Source organism: Paenibacillus vini, assembly GCF_018403325.1.
In the GTDB taxonomy this organism is placed as follows: domain Bacteria; phylum Bacillota; class Bacilli; order Paenibacillales; family Paenibacillaceae; genus Fontibacillus; species Fontibacillus vini.
The window spans coordinates 132,975-152,431 of the sequence record NZ_BOSL01000012.1 but is presented as its reverse complement, the minus strand read 5'-3'; the positions used below and the strand labels follow the sequence as shown (position 1 = coordinate 152,431).

Sequence of the window (19,457 nt, the reverse complement as noted above, 5' to 3'; positions counted from 1 at the left end):
GCCGCAGGCAGCGATATCGTTCCGAGCTTTGAAAAGATTACTCCCCGCATTTACTCCACTCCGTTCACAGCGCTTTTTTTAATTCTCATCCAGCCCGTTATTCGTTCTCCCCTGACGTGCAAATCCGCTAACGTTAAAACTTATTAATTCTATAACCAAAAAAGGCCAACACTCAAAGTGTTGACCTGATTCATTGGACGCAAACCGCAAACCGATCCCGGAAAAGACTTCTCATCTTCTCCCATCGTCTTGACCGGGATGAGACATATTCTTTTTTACAGCTGGCCCGTCCGGCCTGCTTCAGACGCTGCAGGAGTCGCAGTCGCTATCTCAGCTACTGGAAGTAAATCCTTGCAGGCTCTCTCCAGATAGGGTTCGGCTTTCAGAAAATCCCGGAATTCCGTATATTCGCGCCATAACCGGTCCGTATCGGTAGTTTTGGCTTTTACCGCACGGATTAAAATATTTTTTGGGGTATGTTCCATGTCTATAAATTCAAGCAATTGTGTTTTGTAGCCCATAATATCGAGCAGCTTCGCCCGAATGGCATCCGTCGCCAACGCGGAAAAGCGCTCCTTAAGAATTCCGTGCGACAAAAGCGGATCCAGCACCGGGCTATTAATCTGTCCGAACAATTCGTGCTGGCAGCACGGTACGGACAAGATGACGGAAGCCCCCCAACGGACGGCCTTCTCCAACGCTGCATCGGTCGCCGTATCGCACGCGTGCAGCGTCACGACCATATCGACCTGGTTCAGTTCGTCATAATCCGCGATGTCCCCGACAAGGAACCGTAAATTTTGATAATTCAGGTCTTTCGCCAGCATTCCGCAGTGTTCGATAACATCCGCTTTCAGGTCGAGTCCGACCACTTTCAACTCTTTTCGCAGTTCTACTGACAAATAATGATACAGCGCGAACGTCAAATAGGACTTGCCGCAGCCGAAATCCACGATGGTAAGAGGCCGTCCCTCCGGCAAATGAGGGAGCACATCCTGAACCATCTCGAGAAATCGATTAATCTGCCTGAACTTGTCGTATTTTTTTGCCAGCACTTTGCCCTCGGAATTCATAATGCCCAGCTCGATCAAAAAAGGAACAGGCTTGCCCTCTTGCAGAATGTACTGCTTAGCCCGGTTATGCGTGAGGACGCCCGGCTTTTTGGTCGGCGATTTCGTTAAAATCGACACTTTATATTTCTTGCTGATCAGAACTTGATAATCCGCTTCGGCGGTGCATATCAACCCCTGTCGGAATGTCTCCTCGAACAGCTTCATCACCCCGTCTTCCAGCGAATCAGCCGGGATGTTCTCATGAACAACCTTGTTGCTGGAATGGTTGGCAAACTGGTAGTGCAGCGCCCCCTTCAGCAAGACCGGCTTAATGACGGTTTTAGTGTATCCGTCCTCTCCCGCTTTCCGGCGCTGACTTAATGTAGCGGAGATCAGTCCGCCTTGTTCCGATATTTGGTGAATGAGATTACGTAATCCTTCCATAATTCTGTCCGCTCGCTTTCATGTCGAATATAAAAAGGCAGCGGCTTCTTTCCTGTTAGAAGCCTGCACGCCAAGTCCTTAGTGCATCTTAATTCTCTTCGTGAGCCGCCGCCATCCAGGACTGCAGCCCCTCCCGAACTTCTTGCTCGGGCAATCCGCCCTGTTCCAGTCTTTCCCGGTCAATTAACAGCAAACGCTCATAAAAAGCGATACCTTCTTCTTTAGTCGCGACTCCATCCTGAAACAAGCGGTAGAGAGCATTTTCCGCCTGATCATATCTTCCTTCGCTTTCTTCATAAGAGAGCAGCAACCGTTCCGTGTCCGGAGGAAGCCGGTAGCCTTGAAGCCGGGTCAGCAATTCGCGGACTTCCCCGTCCAAATTCCATAGGGTACGGTCTGTCCCATGTTGTCCCGCTGCTAAATATAAATGCAATGCCTTCATCAGGCGGAAAATGGATTCATCCGATTGTCCCGTTTGACTATAAATCTCTCCCTCTTCCTTCACCAGGCGGGCCAGGCTTTGCAATTTATCCGCCTCCACGGTCCCTCCGGTTCGCATCAGCTCCACTATATCCTTTGCTCCAAGGGATCCTATAAGACGCGAATTCAGCCGGAATTGCTTTTTATATAGCTCATCAAGCTCCCACAAAGCTTCGATCCATTTCTTCTGCTGCTTCAGATCAAATACTTTGCCGATGATCTCGGTCATTTCTTCGATCATGCGGACTAAGTAATCTTTTCTCAGCATCCGGCCCCACCCTTCCTTAAGAGGTAGTTCAAAAAGTCATCTTTTGATCACGAAGCATTTCAAGTCGTTAAATCGACGTCGAATCTTGCGTTCATCCTCGAAGTCCGAGCGGATGCTTACGATGCATGCTTCCTTTTGAAGCATTTCACTCATGTAGGTTTTGCCTACACTCCGTTCCTCCTTCTTCGGGTTCTCCCAACCTTCTCGGTGCTGAAAAGCCGACTTTTTGAACTTTCAATTTATGAGGTTGTTCAAGAGGTTGTACTTTAATGGATCATCAAAATCAAATTGTAAGCCATTTTTATCTCAATTTCCAGCAAAGGCGGTTCGCGGCAAGCCAACTCCACTTTGAATTCCTGCTATTAACATTAAGAAAAACGTCTAACGGCGTCCTTTTACCTATTTGGGATCAACCATAAGGGCTTACGGACATAAGAGGCCTTAACTAGCTGTTTTTTGCAGCCTAAGCATTCTAAAGGACACAGGAGACCTTATTCACGCGAATATGTCCATTTTCTTCGAATTTCCGCACGAATAAGGGCTCTGGTGTCCTTTAGGATAGTAAATCCCCGTTTTTGGGAGGTTTAACGGCTCTCATGTCCGCTAGGATAGGAAGCAACTTTACTTTATGCCAGAAATCGAAACGCGAGACTATGCCGCCATCGGCCAATACAGCCAATACAGCCAGTGCAGCCACTGTAGCCACTGTAGCCACTGTAGCCACTGTAGCCACTGTAGCCAGCGTAGTCTACTCAGTCGGCTAAGTCTGCTCAATCAGCTCAGACAGCTCAGTAAATGCAAAAAACCGGAGTTCTATGAACTCCGGCAGCTCTTTACTTGATGTGAAACTTAGGATGGTGCGGATTCGGAAATCCCGTGCAAAAAGTCGCTGAGCACGGATGACAGTTGTTCAGGAGCTTCATACATGCTCATGTGACCGGCACCCTTGATAACGGCCTTGGTTACGGAATCCCCTTCGGTCGTGAATGCCCGCTGCAGCGGAATGACCGAATCATTCTCTCCAGCGACCAACAGCACCGGCAGGACGGTTGCCGACAGGACATCCCTGCGGTCAATCCGTTCACGCATGGCCATCGCCGCTCCCGACGCTCCTTGCGGCGGCGTTTTGTAACCGATCTCCTTGACCCGGTTCACTTCGGAAGACAAGGTATCACGCAAATCCGGCGCGAACAAGCCGGGAACCAGCCCATCAACGAATGCGGTAATTCCTTCACTCGCGATGGTCGCAATCGCTTGAAGCCGTTTCTCCTTCGCTTCTTCACTATCCGGGTATGCGGTGGAATGGATCAGACCGAATCCATTTAGACGTTCACTGTATCGTTGAAGCAAAGATAATGCGACATAACCACCCATCGAATGACCAAGCAGGGTGTAGCGCTCGATACCGAGCGTTTCCAATAACCGGGCCACATCGTCAGCCATCTGCTCGATGGTGTAAGATCCCATAGGGGCATCCGATGAACCGTGCCCCCGGAGATCCGGTGCAATGATTCTGCAAGAGGAAGCCAGAAGAGGCATAACCCGCTCCCAGTATGCGGAACTTCCGCAGAAACCATGGAGCAGCACGACCGTTTCTCCTTGTCCCTGTTCTTCATAAGCCATTGTGAATCCGTCAATCGTAACTTTCTCCATAAGCTTCCCTCTTTCCTTCAATGATAAGATGGACTGATCCATTTCAATAGTACCTCTTATCTGTTCTGATTCTATTTATTTAAGCCAAATTACTGCCCTCTGAAACCTTGAACGATAGAATCCGCCAAAACGCCCGCCATCTCCATGACTTGATGAAGCGAAGTCATTTGCAGGGTCCAATACGGCTTGGGACCGTTTACGTTTACGACCGCTGCCACGCTATAATGGCCTACCGCCGGTAAGACGGTGCCGACCGATTGGGCGGGAATGAGCGGAAGTCCGGATACCAGGTAATTTCCGACGGAGGAAGCGGACCCCAGACAGGCATCGATCGCCACGATGATATGTTCCTCCGGAATGACCGACATGCGCATTTCCAGATTAGCCGCGTCGCAAGGAAATTTCAGAGTTCCGATTACGCTCGTAAATCCCTTCTCTTCGAGACGGGTGCCGACGAGCGGGCCGAGGGCGTCCCCGGTGGAGCGATCCGTGCCTATGCATAGAAAGGTAATTTCCTGGCCCGGATGCCTGGTCCTGATTCCGCGAAAAAAACCGGCAAGCTCGTTGCCGGCCACTTTTTTCCTTTTAAAACCTTCAACCGATAAAACGCTGCTTTCATCCACCGACAACCGTCCCCCTCTCTGTTCCAAGGTACCCTGATTGTACCGCAAACCGCCCCGTCACCGCAAAACATAGTGTGCGTTCTCCGCCCCTAACATGGTACAATGTCCGGGACACGTAATGAGAAAGGATGAGCACAATGGACTTAACGCAAAAGAACCAGGAAAACGTGGAATATATGATTGAAGCCATTAAAACGAAGCTGAAAATGGCGACCGGAGCCGCCATGAACGCTTCTGCCTTTCATGTAGACCAATATGACGATATTCTGGATATATACGAGCTTGTCACAAGCAAAGAACGTCTCAGCATCTCTGAAGTCGAAGCCCTGGCCCAAGAGCTTGGAAAGCTGCGCAATAAATAAGGAACGGAAGTCCGTCAAGGTAAATCGATAATCATGACCTCAGACGGCTCTTCTCCTGTTTTACGGAAGCTCAGGGCCTCTTCGCGCTGAATTCGGGCCGCATCACCTGGCCCCAGGGTAAACCGCTGTTTTCCGCAACTAAACTCGACATGTCCTGAGATCACGAACAGATGCTGCCTGCGATTCCGGGTCGGAACGGAGATTTCCCTGTCGTCCTGTAGGAATGGGATATATACTTCTACGTCCTGATGGATCTTTAAGCGGCCATTGCCACCCCTCCCGGTCACGACCGGCTCCATGCTTCCCATCCGCGACTCACGGGGAATCAGCAGGTCCTCTCTGGTCGGAGGCAAGCTTCTGCGTTCGGGAAGGAACCACAATTGAAGGTAACGGACCGGCTCCAACTCCGAGGAGTTATACTCTTCATGACTAATTCCGGTCCCCGCACTCAGCACCTGAAAGCTGCCCTCTTTTAAAATCCGGGCTTGGCCTGAATCATCGCCATGACCCAATTCACCCGATATTACATAGGTTAAAATCTCCAGATCATGGTGCGGATGGGCATTCATTTTCTTACCGGGCGCCAATGTATGATCATTCAATACCAGCAGACAGCCGAAATGGGCATTGCCGGGATCGTCATAATCGGCAAAGGAAAAGCTGAACTCGCTTTGGACAGGACCTTGTTTCACTGTATGGCGCTCTTCCGATGTAACCACCTTAATCATCCTAATCCTCCTCGCTCTCTATAAAAACCTTCATGGATTTGCTATTTTTTACCCTCTTCCCAAATTCATTAATCAATTCAATACGACCCACTATTTGTTTCACGCCTAGCAGTATCGTTTAATTACGAAGTAAGAAAAGCAAGCTTCAAGGCAGCTTTTAATTGGTTTAACAATACAATTCTATATAAAAAGGAGCGATCGATCATGAATAAAGCAGAAACGGAATATCCAGTACAAAGCGGTGGAACGTTTACGAAAGGTTTAGTCATCGGGGCATTGCTCGGGGCAGCAGCAGCACTGTTATATGCACCTAAGCCGGGCCGGGAGTTGCGCAGCGATCTGTCGGATAAAATTGGCGTCGCTACGGACAAATCGAAAGAACTCGCCTCCGTTGCTTGCGAGAAGGGTTCTGAACTGGCTAAGAACGTTGTTTCCAAAACAACGGATTTGGCAAAAACCGTAAGCACCAGTGCCGGTAATATCATGTCCAGCGTCAAAGAAGCCTCTGCCGACGTGTCCGAAGACATCAAGGAAGAAGCTAAGGGCGTAGCCAAAGAAACCGAGGATACTTCCAAAGACTTGATGAAAGACGTGACAAATACCAAGGATGAAACGAAACGCGAATTCGGGTCCTCCCTGAATTCCTAATCTCCTGGGGCTGTCCCCTGAATCGCCAGCTCGGGCAGCTGGCGATTTCTATTTTCATCCCACAAAATCACGGCAGGGAGGTGGCCAAATGGCTCGCATGAATCCATATGATACCAAGGAGCATCCGTTTGAACTCAGGCATGAAGTGAAGCGTTTGAACGGCAGGCTGGACAACATTGCAGATATGCTGGAGAAAGCGGACTTCAAGGATATCCTGGAAAATTATACGAACCCGAAAAAACGGATATTCACCAATTTTATGGCCGGTCTTTCGCGCGGTTTGGGGCTCAGTGTGGGAACCTTCGTGATTCTCGGTTTGCTCGGCTGGGTGCTAAGCCTGTTCGTCGACCTTCCGATGGTAGGCGACTACATTAAGAATCTCCAGGACTACATTAAATCCAAACCGTAACGGGAGAATAAGGATAACCACTTACTAAGGAGTGATTCCTATGGCATCTAAAAAAGCGGAGGAAGAGCAGCAGGAGTATGTAGAGAAGCAAATTCGCGAAGCCCGGGAAGGCGAATATCCCGAGCATAAGAGTATTTCCGTCGCGGAGAACGGCTCCATGGTCAACGATATGGAGGATCTGAAGCAGCTCGGCGAGGATATGGAGGAAATGTCCACAAATAGCGAGGACCATGAGCAAGGGATCGTTGCGGATCCCGAGCAATAAACTCACAGTGGCACTTTTCAGTCAAAACAAGATAAAAAACCTGAGCGGCTCTTTTTCCTGCCGCCCAGGTTTTTTTGCTGTCTATAGATTCGAATCTTCCTCTTCCACCTCAAGCAAATCGCCGGTCCACCCCTTTGCCTTGATCCAGACATAAAATCCGACCGTCGTAAACAGGGTCAGTCCGGAAATCAACAAGAAGCCGAAAATACCTTGCTTGACCCATGGGAGAAAGTTAAAGTTCATCCCCCAAATCGCTCCGATTACGGTTGCCGGAGTGAAGATCGCGGTCATGATCGTTAAAGTCTTCATGATATCATTGCCGCGAAAAGCGGAAACGGCGTCATCAATGGAAATCAGCGTGTCTATTTCCTTCTCATAATGCTTAACAAGCCCTCTCATGCGTTCCGCCCGGTATGAAAACCGCTTGAACGGCACACTGTCGTCCATTTTATCCAGATAAGCCTCACGGGCCGCCGTGATCAACTCCATAAACGGAATGAACAGGTTAGACCAGTAAAGCAGCTCGAAGCGGGCGCTCAATATCCGGTCCATGAGATGCTTGTGGTTGCGTTTCTTCATGGTTTCTTCCACGCGGCGCAGCTTCTGTTCGAAGCGGTCCATCCCGCTATGAAAGTAATGCAGGATCGTCCGGGTTAGTACGAACAGGCCGTCGATCGGCCGTGAACAGGAATACAGCATGGCTCGATGATCCTGCTGTTCCATCACCCGGCAGGTATTTGCATCCAGATTAATCGTGATCAACGCGTTCTCACCAACAAAGAAATGCATCATTTCGCAATCACTGGTTCCATCCTTGATTTCTTCCACTACCGAATAAAGCAGGGAGCCGAATATGATCGGCTCCCTGCCGTCCGGAAATCTTACGGACAAATAATTGGATTCTACCTTCGGAAGCATGTCCAGCCATTCCGCGGCAAAAGGATAGTCATTGTTTAACTGCCGGACTTCGGGGTCGTCCCAATTCTTTACCTCAAGATCAATCCAGGACCATCCCTGGTCGATTTCGTTTACCCGAATTTTTCTCCTGTCATCCATGAAAACGGGCTCCTTCGTCGTAATAAAAACGTTAAAAAGCCGAGTTTGAATTGGACATAATCTGCTTCAGCTTCTCCGTCGCCCTCTTTTGAATCCGGGATACGCTCATTTGGGATACGCCCAGCTTCTGGGCGATAGCCCGCTGGGATTGACCCTCTTGAAAAGCAAGCAACAGTACCTGTTGCTCCTGTTCTTTGAGCTGACTGAGCGCCTGCTGCAAATCCATCCGCTTCTCAACAGTGTCGTAATCATCCGCTTCCGAACTGATCAGCTCGCCCAGGGTTGCTGCGCTTTCTTCCTGGGATAGCGGCGAATCCAAGGAAACGTAATGGTAACATTCCCTGCCGGCAAGAACTTCAACCGTTTCTTCCACGGAAAGATCCAAGAAATCGGCGATTTCCTTGACGTCCGGGGAACGTTCCAGCTTGACGGTCAATTCGTCGATCGCCTGCTGGACCAGAGCACCCTTTTCCTTGATTCTTCTCGGAACTTGTATATACCAGGACTTGTCCCGCAAAAAGTTCTTCATATGTCCGATCATGCTCTTCATCGCATAGGGCTCAAACGGAATCCCCATTTCGATATCGTATTGCTGAAGCAGCCGGATTAGAGCCATTTGTCCTACCTGATACAAATCTTCATAAAGATCGGGACGGTTGCGGGCGATCTTTCCCGCCGCCATTTTTACCATGGGTTCATACTTTTGAATCAGGACCGTTGCAATATCATTGTCCTTAGTTTGTTGATATTCCCAGATCAAGCTGGTGGATTCATTCAAAGACTCGGGGGGAGTCAATTTATCCGTCATACTTTCTCCTCGCTCTTCATTAAGCGGCGAGTCATAACCACCTTGGTTCCTTTTCCAGCGTCATTCACGACGCTGACTTCATCCATAAGCGCCTGCATAAGATAGAATCCGAGTCCGCCAATTTGGGCTTCATTCAATTCTTTATTATGCAGCGCTTGCCGTTCTCCGGCCATGCCCCACGAATCAAAGCTCTCCCCTTCATCTCTGACCGTAATGGACAATGCATCGCCTACAATTTCAAAGGTGACTTCCATCATCCCATCGCTATCTTTGTATGCGTACAAGACGGAATTATTACATGCCTCGGAAATGGCGACTTTCATATCTTCAATTTCTTCGTAGGAGAAACCCATTTTAGAAGCTACACCATACAGATTCAATCTGACTATATCGACATACTCCGCAGTCGCCGGCAAACTGATTACAACTTTTTGCACTTCGTCTATCATTGTTACTCTTTCCTTTCCTATTGGGAATTCTCCTGTGTGACAAAAAACTTAGCAATTCCGGTCATATCGAACAGTTTCTGAATTTGTTCCGGCACTTCTCTTACCAGGAAACCAGCCTGCATTCCGTGTCGTGTCTTCAATATCGACAACAGAATTCCAATGCCGGTACTGTCAATGTACTTCAAATCCTTTAAATTAAGCACCAGGTCCTGCTTGTCGTTAAGGGCCAATGGCTCCATCACCTGGCGAAAATCAGGAGCAACGGACAAGTCCAACTCACCGCGCAAAAAAACTGTGCATGTGCCGTTCTCCACTTGCGACGTAGCTGTAAACTTCTCATTTTTATTTGTATTCATAGACACTCTCTCCTGAAATATGTTTTCTTTATAAATAACCCGTCATACCGGGTCCTGAATCAACGAATCGACGATTCTGCAATAAAACTATTGCTATATTTGGATAAAATTGTCTTTATTGTGCTTAATTTTAATGGTTTGCTTACGTAATCATCCATTCCCGCTTGCAGACATTTGCTCTTAATGCCGTCCATCACGTCAGCTGTCATCGCTATGATTTTCGGTTTTCTGCCCGGTTTCTGGAGCTCACGGATCCGCTTGGTCGCTTCCAGCCCATCCATCACCGGCATTTGCAAATCCATGAATATAAAATCGTAGCCATGCGAAAGAGCCAGATCTACCGCCTGAACTCCGTCTTCCGCGATCTCAGTTTCATACCCCAGTTTCCTTAGCATACTTACCATTAAGCGCTGATTTACAGGGTGATCGTCGACAACCAGCACGCGCTCTCTGTGCTCGGGATCTCCAACAAACGAAATTTCCTGCGCCGTGCAGGCCATTTCCTCTGTGTCATCCTCATACATACTTACGCAAATCGTAAAGACAAAGGTCGCTCCTTCTTCTTCCAAAGGCTCTACTCTGATCGTGCCGCCCATCATATGGACAAGGGTCTGACAAATTGCCAGACCAAGCCCGGTTCCGCCGTATTTTCTCGTCATAGACGAATCCAACTGTGAAAAAGGCTTAAATAAGCGGTCGACTTTCTCAGGCGAAATCCCGATGCCCGTATCCTTCACCGTAAATTCAAGCATGAACTTGCCATCATCCATTTCTCTGCTGGATACCACAAGATAAATACCGCCCTGTTCAGTAAATTTCATCGCATTTGCGATCAAATTAATGAGCACCTGGCGCAGCCGCCCCATATCCCCGTAAAGCAGCGCAGGAATTCGTTCATCGACAAACGAAACGAACTCAAGGCCCTTACGGCTCGCATCCAACGAAAACAGACTGCTGACTTCCTGAATCGTAGCCCTTAGCTCAAACGGGCTTTCTTCCAGCTCCATTTTTCCGGACTCCATCTTCGTAAAATCCAGGATGTCGTTGATGATCGTAACAAGCGTATCGGCGCTGCCCCGGATAATCTCGGCATATTCCTTCTGCTCGTCTTGAAGCTCCGTCTCCATCAACAGATCGATCATCCCGATAACGCCGTTCATCGGGGTACGAATCTCATGGCTCATCATAGCCAAAAATTCCGTTTTCGCCTTCGCAGCAATTTCAGCGGCTTCTTTGGCCCTTACAAGTTCCTCGTTAGCCCGTTCGAGCTCCAGCGTCTTTTGCTGCAGCAGCATACTTTGGGTTTTAAGCCGTTGATTGGTCAAATACATGTCTACGAAGCCTTCGATTTTCGATCTTAGAATTTGCGGAATAAACGGTTTTACCATGTAGTCGATTGCACCGGCGGAGTACCCCGCGAACAAATGCTCCGCCTCCTTGCTGTTGGCAGAGATGAAAATAATCGGAATATCCTTGGTCTTATCCCGGGCTTTGATCAGTTTCGCGGTTTCGATTCCGTCAAGTCCGGGCATTTGGACATCAAGCACGATTACGGCAAAATCATCCTTCAATAAAAATCTCAAAGCTTCTTCGCCCGACGTCGCCTTAATTAAATGATATTGTTCACTTTCCAGTACCGCTTCCAGGGCCATCAGGTTCTCTGGGCGGTCATCTACCAGCAAGATATGAATCGGTTCTTGGGCCCCCATGGAATCCTCCCGCATCCTTCATTTGATCTTTCGGTAAATCTTCTCCACCTTGTCTAAAGGTTCGTAGCAATCGTCATAATCCGTAAAATGAATGGACTCTTTCGCTCCCAGCACAAGTACCCCAAAATGGCTTAGACTATCGTGAAACAGCGAATGAACCCGGTTCCTCAATGTTTCATCAAAATAAATCATGACATTTCGACAAAATATAACATTAAATTCATTGAACGATTGATCGGTCGCCAAATTATGCTCGGCAAAAATAATGTTTTTGCGTAAAAAAGGCTGAAAAATTACGGAATTGTACTTTGCCGTATAATACTCGGAGAACGAGCGCGTCCCGCCCGCCTCTTGATAGTTCTTCGTATAAAGTTTCATTTTTTGAATTCCGAAAATCCCCTCTTTGGCCACCTGCAGTGATTTCCCGTTCATGTCGGTTGCATATATCCTCGATTTATCATATAGCCCTTCCTCATGCAACAGAATGGCCATCGAGTAAACCTCTTCCCCTGTAGAACAGCCGGCATGCCATATACGGATATAAGGATATGTCCTTAACAGAGGAATTACCTTCTCCCGGAATGTCCGAAATAAAGGCGGATCCCGGAACATCTCCGTAACCGGAATGGACAGGCTGTATACAAGACGTTGGAAACAGGCCCGATCATGCAGCACCTTTTCCTGCAAGCCTGATATGGTCGAGAGATGCTCTGCATGCACCTGGTGCCATATCCGCCTCCGCAGCGAAGGCAGGGCATAATTGCGGAAATCATAGCCGTACAACCGGTGAACCCCTTCAAGAAGCAGCTCGATTTCAAGCAACTCCCGTTCACTTTCTACAGGCTGGCTATACGATTCCATATCCGAAAACTCCGTAAATTCACTGGGTGCCATAGATTCAACTCCGATTATAATACTGAAATCACACTACTCATTTATTCTCTTGATCTGCTTCATCATGGAAAGATGATGACTTTTTGAACAACCTCTTACAGTTCTTTACCCTTTCTGCCGGATTACGAATACAACCATACCCGCATTAATGACAACAATTGATCAGTCTGGATCGGTTTCTTCACATAGTCGGAAGCTCCCGCATCTATACATTTCGACCGATCGTCCTTCATGGCCTTAGCGGTCAGGGCAATAATCGGCAATTTGGCGTATTCCGGCATTTGTCGAATCTGCCGCATGGCCTCATATCCGTCCATTTCCGGCATCATCATATCCATCAGAACCATATCGATGTCATCCTGTTCCTTCAGGAAGTCAATGGCCTCTCTGCCGTTCTCCGCATAAATTACATTCATCCGATAGCCTTCAAGTACGCTGGATAAGGCGAATACATTACGCACATCGTCATCCACTAGCAAAATTTTCTTGCCTTCAAACAGCTCTTCCTTGTTATGAAGCTTCTGCAGGATCTGCCGCTTGTCCTCAGGCAAGTCCGCTTCTACGCGATGAAGGAACAATGTCGTTTCATCAAGCAATCTTTCCGGAGATTTCACGTCTTTAATAATGATCGATTCGGTATATTTACGCAGGCGCAATTCCTCCTGCTTATCAAGGTCCTTACCCGTATAAATAATGATCGGCAGATCGTTCAGATCCTCGTCATCCCGGATCTGGTCGAGCAGATCGAAGCCGGTGATATCGCTCAGCATCAGATCCAGCACCATGCAATCATAATGTTTCTCCCGCAGTTCCTGTAGCGCTTCTCCGCCGGTAGAAACCGCCGTAATTCTTACATCGTCGTGGCCGATCAGCTCGATAATGGAATTCCGCTGAACATCATCGTCTTCCACAATCAGAAGATGCTTGAGGCTCTTCTCGGTAAACGACTCGATATGGGAGAAGGCACGCTCTAAATGCTCACGTGTAGAAGGCTTGCGCAAGTAGGCGATGGCTCCCATCATAAGTCCCTGCTTTGCCTCATCGACTACAGAAATTACATGCACCGGTATATGCCTTGTAGCGGCAGTGCTTTTAAGTTCGTTCAGGATTGACCAGCCGTCCATGACCGGTAGCTGAATATCGAGAATAATTGCATCCGGCTTATACTCCATCGCCATCTGCAATCCCTTATCCCCCTGGATCGCGATCAGGGTTTTGAAGCCATGACTGCGCGACATGTCGAGCAAAATCTTCGCAAACTGGACGTCATCCTCAATGATGAGCATGACCTTGTCTCCTGCCTCGATCAATTCACGGTCGTCATCCATCGGATTTAACGTGGTTACCGGCTCCTCAACCTGACGGACATAGGATCCCTTGCTGCTGAAGTAAGGAGCAACCGTCGCATGGGTCACCGCGGCTTCCTGGTCGGCAATAAACAATCGGGATGGAGCATCCTCCGGCAGATAGAGCGTAAAGACACTGCCCTCGCCTTCCGCGGATTTCACGGTTATTATGCCGCCGAGCAATCCAGCCAATCCTTGGCTGATCGAAAGCCCGAGTCCGGTACCGCCGTATTTGCGGCTGGTCGTGCCGTCGACCTGTTGGAAAGCTTCGAAGATAAGGTCCATTTTGTCGGCTGGAATCCCGATCCCCGAATCCTTGACGGACATTTCCAAATATCCCTTGGCAGGATCCAGAGCTGGCGGCAGCTGGTCTACAGCGGCCGTTCTGATGTTTACCGCGATCTCTCCGCGACTCGTAAACTTGAATGCATTCGAGAGCAAATTCCGAAGGATCTGCTTCACCCGATGCCCGTCCGTTTGAATTTCCTTCGGCACGTTCTCATCCATTTCGATCCGCAAGTCGATTTTGTTACGCTGCGCTACAGGACCGAAGTTTTGGTCCACGAACCTTTTAATTTCATCAAGTCGGACCGTTTCCTGGTTAATTTCCATTTTGCCCGCATCGACCTTGGACAGGTCCAGAATTTCATCGATCATTTTCAATAGATCGGCGCCGGACATATGAATCGTATGTGCATATTCGATCTGTTTCTCGGTCAGATTACTTTCCTTATTTTCATACAACAGCTGTGAAAGAATAAGCAAACTGTTGAGCGGAGTCCGCAGTTCATGAGACATATTGGCTAAAAATTCAGATTTATATTTACTTGTTACAGCCAGTTGAGCCGCATGACGTTCCAGTTCGACCTTTGTTTTTTCGATTTCGTTATTCTTCTCTTCAACCTCTTGGACTTGTTCTTCCAAAGCACGCGTCTTGGCGATCAATTCCGTATTGAAATGCTCCAGTTCCTCCTGCTGACGCTGCAGCAGTTCTTCGGAGCGCTTCAGCGCCACGGTCTGTTTCTCCATACTTTCATTCGACCGGCGCAGCTCTTCTTGCTGCGTTTGAAGCTCTTCCGATTGAACCTGGAGCTCCTCGGTCAACGCCTGGGATTCGCGCAGCAATTCCTCTACGCGCAGACGACGATTGATATTATTCAGTATAATGCCAAGGTTTAACGCCAGCCCGGACATCAAAGTCTCTTCAAGCGGCGTAAACGGATCAAACCCGGCATACTCAACTACGCCAAGCACTTCATCTTCAAACATGATCGGGTAAATAAGAATGTGATTCGGCTTGGATTCCCCAAGAGCCGATCTTACCGATACATAGTCGCTTGGAGCTTTCTCCAACGAAATCGGCTTCTTATCGAGGGCAGCCTGTCCGACCAGCCCTTCGCCGACTCTAAAGGTGTCAGGAGACTTAAGATCGTGATTACTTGCGTAGGCGCCTGCCAAATAGAGCTTATCCGGGCTCTGATCTTCATTACGGAGGTAGAGAGCTCCATATTGCGCTCCGAGCAGTGGCGTGAATTCGCTGATAAACATCTGTGAAATCTGCTCCAGTGAGTTAATTCCATGCAGCAATTCCGTAATGCGCGCAAGGTTGGAATCGACCCAGGATTGATCCATCTGCAGCTGCATATACTTTTGCTCGGCCTCCTGCTTCTCCTGTAAATCTATGGAGATTTTCTGGAAGACCTGCGCCATCTCGCCTATTTCATCCTTCGAATGGATAGGTACTTCTTTAATCGCATTGAGTTCGTTCTTTCCAAAATAACTCATCATCCGGTTGATTGTATTAAATCCTCTGGATATGCTCGGAAGGATCCAAAGCACGACACCTAAACCAAGCAGCAGGCCTAACGTCATAATCACGATAGCCATCTGAATAGAACGCTCGTAAGCCTCTCCGGCACTGGCTACAGCCGCATCGATCTGGGCGTTGTAGTAATCCCGCATATCATTTAAGGAATTTAGCAAGGTATCCTGTACATTTTGCCCGGTCTCCAACCGATATTGGTTTGCGGTCTGGTAGTCATTCCGGTTCATCAGTTCAAGTACTCGCTCTTTATAACTCTCAAAATCCGCGATAACTTTATCGGTAGTGCTTATGACTCGTTGTTCTTCAGGGGTTGTTGCCTTACTTTTGATCAATTCATAATAGTTTAAGGCGGATTTGTTCATCTCCGTCAATTTAGACAGCTGCGAAGCTGTGTATTCATCATCTTGCTTTTGCAGCATATTCGTCAAAGTTCGAGCTATATCGTTATATTCGCCGCGCATTCCGGTTGCATTCTTTATAATGAAATATTTATTGGAAGATATGTTGTCCAGTTCGCCATTCATATATTTCAGCCGATCATAGCTTGTAAATGTCAATATCAACAAAATAACGATCAGCGAACTGAACCCTATCACCAGTTTGCTTCTAATCTTCATTCCTTGCCTTCTCCTCCTTTTAACGAGATCCACACCAGGCATTTATCATCTTCGCGTTCCTGTGGGAGATCCCCATCAAACAACACTCGCTCTGTCTCTTCCTTATTAAAAACATGACTTCCCCGCAGCTTTTGCTCCAGGTAATCCAATTGCTCGTCCTGAGTTCCTTCCACCGCTTCGGTAAGTCCGTCGGTATAAAGGACGAGATGTCCGTCGCCTTCATAATAAATCGTCTGGGTCGTAGCTTCGATTTTGTCGAACAGCCCGACCGGCGGGCATACGGCGTTCAACTTAACGACAGGGTTATCCTGCTGGTAAAATAGCGCTGGAGGATGTCCTGCATTGACGTAATCGATTTTCTTATATCTTGTGTCTACCACCAGGTAAATGGCCGTAAAATAGTATTGGACAAGCTGACTGTCGATGTACAGCAGATTGAATCTCCGGTTCAGTTCCTGAATAACCTTTTCCGGTTCTACATAGGTACTGACGGTGTCTTTCAGGACGGAGGCAATAAACATGCAGAATAAAGACGAGGAGATGCCATGGCCCATCATATCAAGCAATATAACCCCGTATCTGCCTTCGCCGAGCGGATACCAGGAATACAAATCGCCCGCGAGTTCAAATGAGGGCTTATAGAGTGCGTCGATTTCAAAAAGAGGATCCTGAATCGGTGAGCTTAAGACGGCATTCTGAATCATAGCAGCCAGCTTTAATTCTTCCTGGATTCTCTGATCCCGTTCCTTATGCCAGTCCTTCTCTTGCTTCAGCCGCAAAGCAAGCCTTATTCTGGCCATCAGTTCCACTTTATTGATCGGCTTTGTCACATAGTCGACAGCACCGGCATCGAGCGCTTCAGCCAGTTTTTTCGAATCCCCTACCGCTGTTACCATAATGATAGGAATATCCTTCAAATTTTCATATTGCTGCAACAGACGGCAGGCTTCAATTCCGTCCATCTCCGGCATCATCATATCCAGCAAAATCAGGTCAATATCGGAGACCCCGGTTTCCGTGAACTGCCCCGGAGTTTCAACACCTAAACGCTCAAACATTTCATGAGCGGATGAAACAGCTGCTGTATCCCGATAATCCTCCTTTTTCAATATTTCCCGAATAATTATGATATTTGTTGGATTGTCGTCAACGATTAAAATTCTCATACAACTCTCCTTAATCATTTTAAATAATAACGGAATCTTTCCTTCCATTTAGGATAACATGTTTCGGGCTTCTATCGACACAAAATGACGATTTTCTTCCTGTTTAGTCAAGATTTGCATCCCCTTCCAAAAACATAGATAAGGAATGGGGCTTTTTCTCCCATTCCTTATCTATGTTTTTGATGTATCGGACCCTAAAAGCCCAGCTTAAAATAAATCAGTCGGTTCTTTTTGCGATGACCAGCACTTTTCCAAGATCCAATTCTTTTTCATAGAACGCCGCCTCGGTTTCCGTAAAACCAAGCGAAACGATTTTTGCCCGCAGCTCATCCCCCCGGGAGCGGAATAAATTGGCGATTGCCGAAAACATACCCTCTTCTTTAATCCCAATTTCATTAGCGTTGGCCGCTTCCGCAATTCTGTCGCTTCGATCCTGATCGTGTGCCAGTACGAAAATATCCTCGGCTGAATATACGGTGGAGTGAAGCTCTTGGACGGTCTCAACAGCCTGTACACCGTTTTGGACTACTTTGGCATATGATTTGTTGTCGATCGTGCTCATGATACCACGCTCCTTAGTTATAAATTCACGCAAGTTAAAGTTAAAAGCTAGAGTATATTACCCTATAAGCAGTTTTTTGAATCAGTTATTATCGTTATTCCCTGATATACATTTATGAAGCCGCATCATCAAACAGGTCGACACCTGTCACCTCTCCCGACAAAGGATCTCTGTAAACCTTGAGCGCTGTATTTCCCCGGATATAAACATCCCCGTCTTCCGCCACAAAATCCGGTTCCCCGAAATAGTGACGGAGCCAAACCTCTTGCAACGGAATCGATACCCCGTTTAAAGATATTTTTTCCGGAGACGGACCGGTATGCACGTAATAAACAAGGCCTTCATATAGACCAATCGTCAGGCCGTCATAACGGAATTCCGTATAGCCGGTATAAGGATCCTTATCTGCTGAATCCGGCTCTCCCTTTTTAGACAGGACACTCTTGTAGTCGTCATACAGGGTAATCCCATCCATGGAGTCGAAGGAATCCATAGAGGTGATCTTTCCCCAAGTATCGTCCGCCGCTTGGGCCGGAAACGAGGGTTGCCAAAGAGCAAGGCGGGCTGTAGACGGCACCGGTAAATCGGCAGTCGCCTGCATTCCGCCGGCAAAGGGGGAAAGAAGTCCCAACAGCAGCAACAGTGCATTCAACATATTTCTCACCCTTCCTGAAGTTTGCATGCCTCCGGCAATTCCCTTGCGTTTCCGTGCGGACCCTGCCGCAGCGCTGAATCATTCAGATTCTATGTACCGTTCTTAATTAAGAGCGGTACTTTTGCCAAATCCCGGCGGCGACGTCTACCCATTTCATCCATCCCGGAGGTTGAGTTGCGGGTTTGGGCGTTTCATATGGTAAAGCATAGGCCCGCATTTCTTCGGGCGTCTGCGCTACCGCAGGCTGGGTCTTTGCAGCTTCGGAGACCTTGGGATGCTTAGGCTTAGGCGGGCTTTTAATTCTGTCAATAAAAGCCGTGGAAACCTGCTTGGCGGCCAGAGTGACCTCATTCAGCACATCCCCGACATTTTTAACCGATTCGAGCACCGGATCGATTTGCTCCATTTTATGCTGCAAATCTCCCGTAATGTCGTTAGCTTGCCTAACCACATTTTTAACTTCATAACTTAGCTCATCGATAGTCTTCTGGACTTCCTGCAGGGTTTGGGTCGTTTTATCCAACGACTTCTCCGCTGCTTTAAGGGTTTTAATTAGAAATACAACTAGTACGGCAAATGCTACGGCTATAAGTGCAACGCTTATTTCCCAGATCATTCCGTTCCCTCTCTTTCTGTAAAGGATTCATCGTTCAATACTCCTTAGTTACCCTAAGCCATAAGGCCCGAAACAAGCGCCAGGAGCGCTCTCCCGAAGGAAATTATTGTTCTGTTTCAAGCCAAAATACCCGGGTTAATTAAGGCTACGAGCGAAGCGTTTCACTCAGGCTTCTGCCCTCCGCATAGGCAGATAGCCGGTCATGGAGAACGCTCGGTAAGTGCACCCTCAGTTACACTATACAATAATTTAATATGAAGGGAAGATGATTACCATGTTGAAATGGTCTATGATTTTTCTGGTTGTAGCTTTGATCGCCGGCATCTTCGGGTTCTTCAATATTGTGGCCGCAGCCGCCTCGATCGCCAAAGTTCTGTTCTTCATATTCCTGGTCCTATTCGTAATCTCGTTGTTTACAGGAAGAAGTCGCTCATTGTAACCTGCTGATTCTCTTTCGAATCAAAAA

General features: G+C 47.9%; 22 protein-coding genes. 6 read left to right on the top strand and 16 right to left on the bottom strand.

What is annotated here, in order from left to right:
• Window positions 1-275 precede the first annotated feature (275 nt).
• Both KJS57_RS17945 and KJS57_RS17940 read right to left on the bottom strand, forming a co-directional pair.
• The gene (locus KJS57_RS17945) at window positions 276-1,496 is read right to left on the bottom strand and encodes a class I SAM-dependent methyltransferase (protein WP_213655853.1); all 1,221 of its coding nucleotides are present in this window, start codon (window positions 1,494-1,496) and stop codon (window positions 276-278) included.
• 88 nt (window positions 1,497-1,584) lie between these two features.
• Window positions 1,585-2,244, bottom strand: coding sequence for a DUF6483 family protein (locus tag KJS57_RS17940; protein WP_213655852.1), 660 nt, complete (start codon window positions 2,242-2,244; stop codon window positions 1,585-1,587).
• 596 nt (window positions 2,245-2,840) lie between these two features.
• Here KJS57_RS17940 and KJS57_RS17935 point away from each other — a divergent pair.
• Window positions 2,841-3,008 (top strand): hypothetical protein, encoded by a 168-nt coding sequence (locus KJS57_RS17935; protein ID WP_213655851.1) that lies wholly within the window; start codon window positions 2,841-2,843, stop codon window positions 3,006-3,008.
• Between the two features lie 85 nt (window positions 3,009-3,093).
• Here KJS57_RS17935 and KJS57_RS17930 read toward each other — a convergent pair whose 3' ends face one another.
• On the bottom strand, window positions 3,094-3,897 hold the full coding sequence (locus KJS57_RS17930) for an alpha/beta fold hydrolase (protein WP_213655850.1): 804 nt from the start codon (window positions 3,895-3,897) through the stop codon (window positions 3,094-3,096).
• 89 nt (window positions 3,898-3,986) lie between these two features.
• A complete protein-coding gene (yyaC, locus tag KJS57_RS17925) occupies window positions 3,987-4,526 on the bottom strand; it encodes a spore protease YyaC (RefSeq protein ID WP_373316837.1) in 540 nt (179 codons plus the stop codon).
• Window positions 4,527-4,657: 131 nt separating this feature from the next.
• On the opposite strand from yyaC, the gene KJS57_RS17920 reads away from it, so the two are divergent.
• Window positions 4,658-4,882, top strand: coding sequence for a DUF1128 domain-containing protein (locus KJS57_RS17920; RefSeq protein ID WP_213655848.1), 225 nt, complete (start codon window positions 4,658-4,660; stop codon window positions 4,880-4,882).
• 14 nt (window positions 4,883-4,896) lie between these two features.
• On the opposite strand, the gene KJS57_RS17915 is transcribed toward KJS57_RS17920, so the two are convergent.
• Entirely contained in the window at window positions 4,897-5,610 is a 714-nt protein-coding gene (locus tag KJS57_RS17915) for a pirin family protein (RefSeq protein ID WP_213655847.1), read from the bottom strand.
• Window positions 5,611-5,814: 204 nt separating this feature from the next.
• Between KJS57_RS17915 and KJS57_RS17910 the strand changes: the two genes are divergently transcribed.
• From KJS57_RS17910 to KJS57_RS17900, 3 genes are all read left to right on the top strand, one after another.
• A complete protein-coding gene (locus KJS57_RS17910; RefSeq protein WP_211026066.1) occupies window positions 5,815-6,258 on the top strand; it encodes a YtxH domain-containing protein in 444 nt (147 codons plus the stop codon).
• Between the two features lie 88 nt (window positions 6,259-6,346).
• Complete coding sequence (locus tag KJS57_RS17905) at window positions 6,347-6,667, top strand: DUF5665 domain-containing protein (RefSeq protein WP_244861612.1); 321 nt, start codon at window positions 6,347-6,349, stop codon at window positions 6,665-6,667.
• Window positions 6,668-6,707: 40 nt separating this feature from the next.
• Window positions 6,708-6,932 carry a hypothetical protein gene (locus KJS57_RS17900; RefSeq protein WP_211026064.1) on the top strand — a complete coding sequence of 75 codons (225 nt, stop codon included), beginning with the start codon at window positions 6,708-6,710 and terminating at the stop codon, window positions 6,930-6,932.
• 81 nt (window positions 6,933-7,013) lie between these two features.
• Here the strand turns inward: KJS57_RS17900 and KJS57_RS17895 are convergent, their stop codons facing one another.
• From KJS57_RS17895 to KJS57_RS17845, 11 genes are all read right to left on the bottom strand, one after another.
• Entirely contained in the window at window positions 7,014-7,988 is a 975-nt protein-coding gene (locus KJS57_RS17895) for a magnesium transporter CorA family protein (protein ID WP_211026062.1), read from the bottom strand.
• A 31-nt stretch (window positions 7,989-8,019) separates the two neighbouring features.
• Window positions 8,020-8,796 carry a sigma-70 family RNA polymerase sigma factor gene (locus tag KJS57_RS17890; protein ID WP_213655846.1) on the bottom strand — a complete coding sequence of 259 codons (777 nt, stop codon included), beginning with the start codon at window positions 8,794-8,796 and terminating at the stop codon, window positions 8,020-8,022.
• Window positions 8,793-9,245, bottom strand: coding sequence for an anti-sigma B factor RsbW (gene rsbW, locus KJS57_RS17885; protein WP_211026058.1), 453 nt, complete (start codon window positions 9,243-9,245; stop codon window positions 8,793-8,795). Before rsbW ends, KJS57_RS17890 begins: the two co-directional genes overlap by 4 nt.
• Before the next feature lie 17 nt (window positions 9,246-9,262).
• Window positions 9,263-9,601, bottom strand: a complete 339-nt coding sequence (locus KJS57_RS17880) for an STAS domain-containing protein (protein WP_211026056.1) — start codon at window positions 9,599-9,601, stop codon at window positions 9,263-9,265.
• A gap of 59 nt (window positions 9,602-9,660) precedes the next feature.
• Window positions 9,661-11,310, bottom strand: coding sequence for a hybrid sensor histidine kinase/response regulator (locus tag KJS57_RS17875; protein ID WP_213655845.1), 1,650 nt, complete (start codon window positions 11,308-11,310; stop codon window positions 9,661-9,663).
• An 18-nt stretch (window positions 11,311-11,328) separates the two neighbouring features.
• Window positions 11,329-12,204, bottom strand: coding sequence for a CheR family methyltransferase (locus KJS57_RS17870; protein WP_373316836.1), 876 nt, complete (start codon window positions 12,202-12,204; stop codon window positions 11,329-11,331).
• Between the two features lie 122 nt (window positions 12,205-12,326).
• Window positions 12,327-15,992: a response regulator gene (locus tag KJS57_RS17865; protein WP_213655844.1), complete on the bottom strand. Its 3,666-nt coding sequence runs from the start codon at window positions 15,990-15,992 to the stop codon at window positions 12,327-12,329.
• Window positions 15,989-17,158 (bottom strand): PP2C family protein-serine/threonine phosphatase, encoded by a 1,170-nt coding sequence (locus tag KJS57_RS17860; RefSeq protein WP_213655843.1) that lies wholly within the window; start codon window positions 17,156-17,158, stop codon window positions 15,989-15,991. Before KJS57_RS17860 ends, KJS57_RS17865 begins: the two co-directional genes overlap by 4 nt.
• A gap of 217 nt (window positions 17,159-17,375) precedes the next feature.
• Window positions 17,376-17,720, bottom strand: a complete 345-nt coding sequence (locus KJS57_RS17855) for a YflT domain-containing protein (RefSeq protein WP_213655842.1) — start codon at window positions 17,718-17,720, stop codon at window positions 17,376-17,378.
• A gap of 112 nt (window positions 17,721-17,832) precedes the next feature.
• Window positions 17,833-18,375: a hypothetical protein gene (locus KJS57_RS17850; RefSeq protein WP_213655841.1), complete on the bottom strand. Its 543-nt coding sequence runs from the start codon at window positions 18,373-18,375 to the stop codon at window positions 17,833-17,835.
• Between the two features lie 106 nt (window positions 18,376-18,481).
• Window positions 18,482-18,991 (bottom strand): DUF948 domain-containing protein, encoded by a 510-nt coding sequence (locus KJS57_RS17845; protein WP_211026044.1) that lies wholly within the window; start codon window positions 18,989-18,991, stop codon window positions 18,482-18,484.
• Between the two features lie 274 nt (window positions 18,992-19,265).
• On the opposite strand from KJS57_RS17845, the gene KJS57_RS17840 reads away from it, so the two are divergent.
• Window positions 19,266-19,430 carry a DUF1328 domain-containing protein gene (locus tag KJS57_RS17840; RefSeq protein ID WP_114499052.1) on the top strand — a complete coding sequence of 55 codons (165 nt, stop codon included), beginning with the start codon at window positions 19,266-19,268 and terminating at the stop codon, window positions 19,428-19,430.
• Window positions 19,431-19,457: the final 27 nt, after the last annotated feature.

What these genes read in the sequence shown, in the direction of transcription:
- KJS57_RS17860 (WP_213655843.1), bottom strand. Translation starts at nt 17,158, where the DNA reads ATGAGAATTTTAATCGTTGACGACAATCCAACAAATATCATAATTATT.
- rsbW (WP_211026058.1), bottom strand. Translation starts at nt 9,245, where the DNA reads ATGATAGACGAAGTGCAAAAAGTTGTAATCAGTTTGCCGGCGACTGCG.
- KJS57_RS17945 (WP_213655853.1), bottom strand. Translation starts at nt 1,496, where the DNA reads ATGGAAGGATTACGTAATCTCATTCACCAAATATCGGAACAAGGCGGA.
- KJS57_RS17845 (WP_211026044.1), bottom strand. Translation starts at nt 18,991, where the DNA reads ATGATCTGGGAAATAAGCGTTGCACTTATAGCCGTAGCATTTGCCGTA.
- KJS57_RS17870 (WP_373316836.1), bottom strand. Translation starts at nt 12,204, where the DNA reads ATGGCACCCAGTGAATTTACGGAGTTTTCGGATATGGAATCGTATAGC.
- KJS57_RS17855 (WP_213655842.1), bottom strand. Translation starts at nt 17,720, where the DNA reads ATGAGCACGATCGACAACAAATCATATGCCAAAGTAGTCCAAAACGGT.
- KJS57_RS17920 (WP_213655848.1), top strand. Translation starts at nt 4,658, where the DNA reads ATGGACTTAACGCAAAAGAACCAGGAAAACGTGGAATATATGATTGAA.
- KJS57_RS17895 (WP_211026062.1), bottom strand. Translation starts at nt 7,988, where the DNA reads ATGGATGACAGGAGAAAAATTCGGGTAAACGAAATCGACCAGGGATGG.
- KJS57_RS17890 (WP_213655846.1), bottom strand. Translation starts at nt 8,796, where the DNA reads ATGACGGATAAATTGACTCCCCCCGAGTCTTTGAATGAATCCACCAGC.
- KJS57_RS17875 (WP_213655845.1), bottom strand. Translation starts at nt 11,310, where the DNA reads ATGGGGGCCCAAGAACCGATTCATATCTTGCTGGTAGATGACCGCCCA.
- KJS57_RS17935 (WP_213655851.1), top strand. Translation starts at nt 2,841, where the DNA reads ATGTCCGCTAGGATAGGAAGCAACTTTACTTTATGCCAGAAATCGAAA.
- KJS57_RS17910 (WP_211026066.1), top strand. Translation starts at nt 5,815, where the DNA reads ATGAATAAAGCAGAAACGGAATATCCAGTACAAAGCGGTGGAACGTTT.
- KJS57_RS17915 (WP_213655847.1), bottom strand. Translation starts at nt 5,610, where the DNA reads ATGATTAAGGTGGTTACATCGGAAGAGCGCCATACAGTGAAACAAGGT.
- KJS57_RS17840 (WP_114499052.1), top strand. Translation starts at nt 19,266, where the DNA reads ATGTTGAAATGGTCTATGATTTTTCTGGTTGTAGCTTTGATCGCCGGC.
- KJS57_RS17850 (WP_213655841.1), bottom strand. Translation starts at nt 18,375, where the DNA reads ATGTTGAATGCACTGTTGCTGCTGTTGGGACTTCTTTCCCCCTTTGCC.
- KJS57_RS17940 (WP_213655852.1), bottom strand. Translation starts at nt 2,244, where the DNA reads ATGCTGAGAAAAGATTACTTAGTCCGCATGATCGAAGAAATGACCGAG.
- KJS57_RS17880 (WP_211026056.1), bottom strand. Translation starts at nt 9,601, where the DNA reads ATGAATACAAATAAAAATGAGAAGTTTACAGCTACGTCGCAAGTGGAG.
- KJS57_RS17865 (WP_213655844.1), bottom strand. Translation starts at nt 15,992, where the DNA reads ATGAAGATTAGAAGCAAACTGGTGATAGGGTTCAGTTCGCTGATCGTT.
- KJS57_RS17930 (WP_213655850.1), bottom strand. Translation starts at nt 3,897, where the DNA reads ATGGAGAAAGTTACGATTGACGGATTCACAATGGCTTATGAAGAACAG.
- KJS57_RS17900 (WP_211026064.1), top strand. Translation starts at nt 6,708, where the DNA reads ATGGCATCTAAAAAAGCGGAGGAAGAGCAGCAGGAGTATGTAGAGAAG.
- KJS57_RS17905 (WP_244861612.1), top strand. Translation starts at nt 6,347, where the DNA reads ATGGCTCGCATGAATCCATATGATACCAAGGAGCATCCGTTTGAACTC.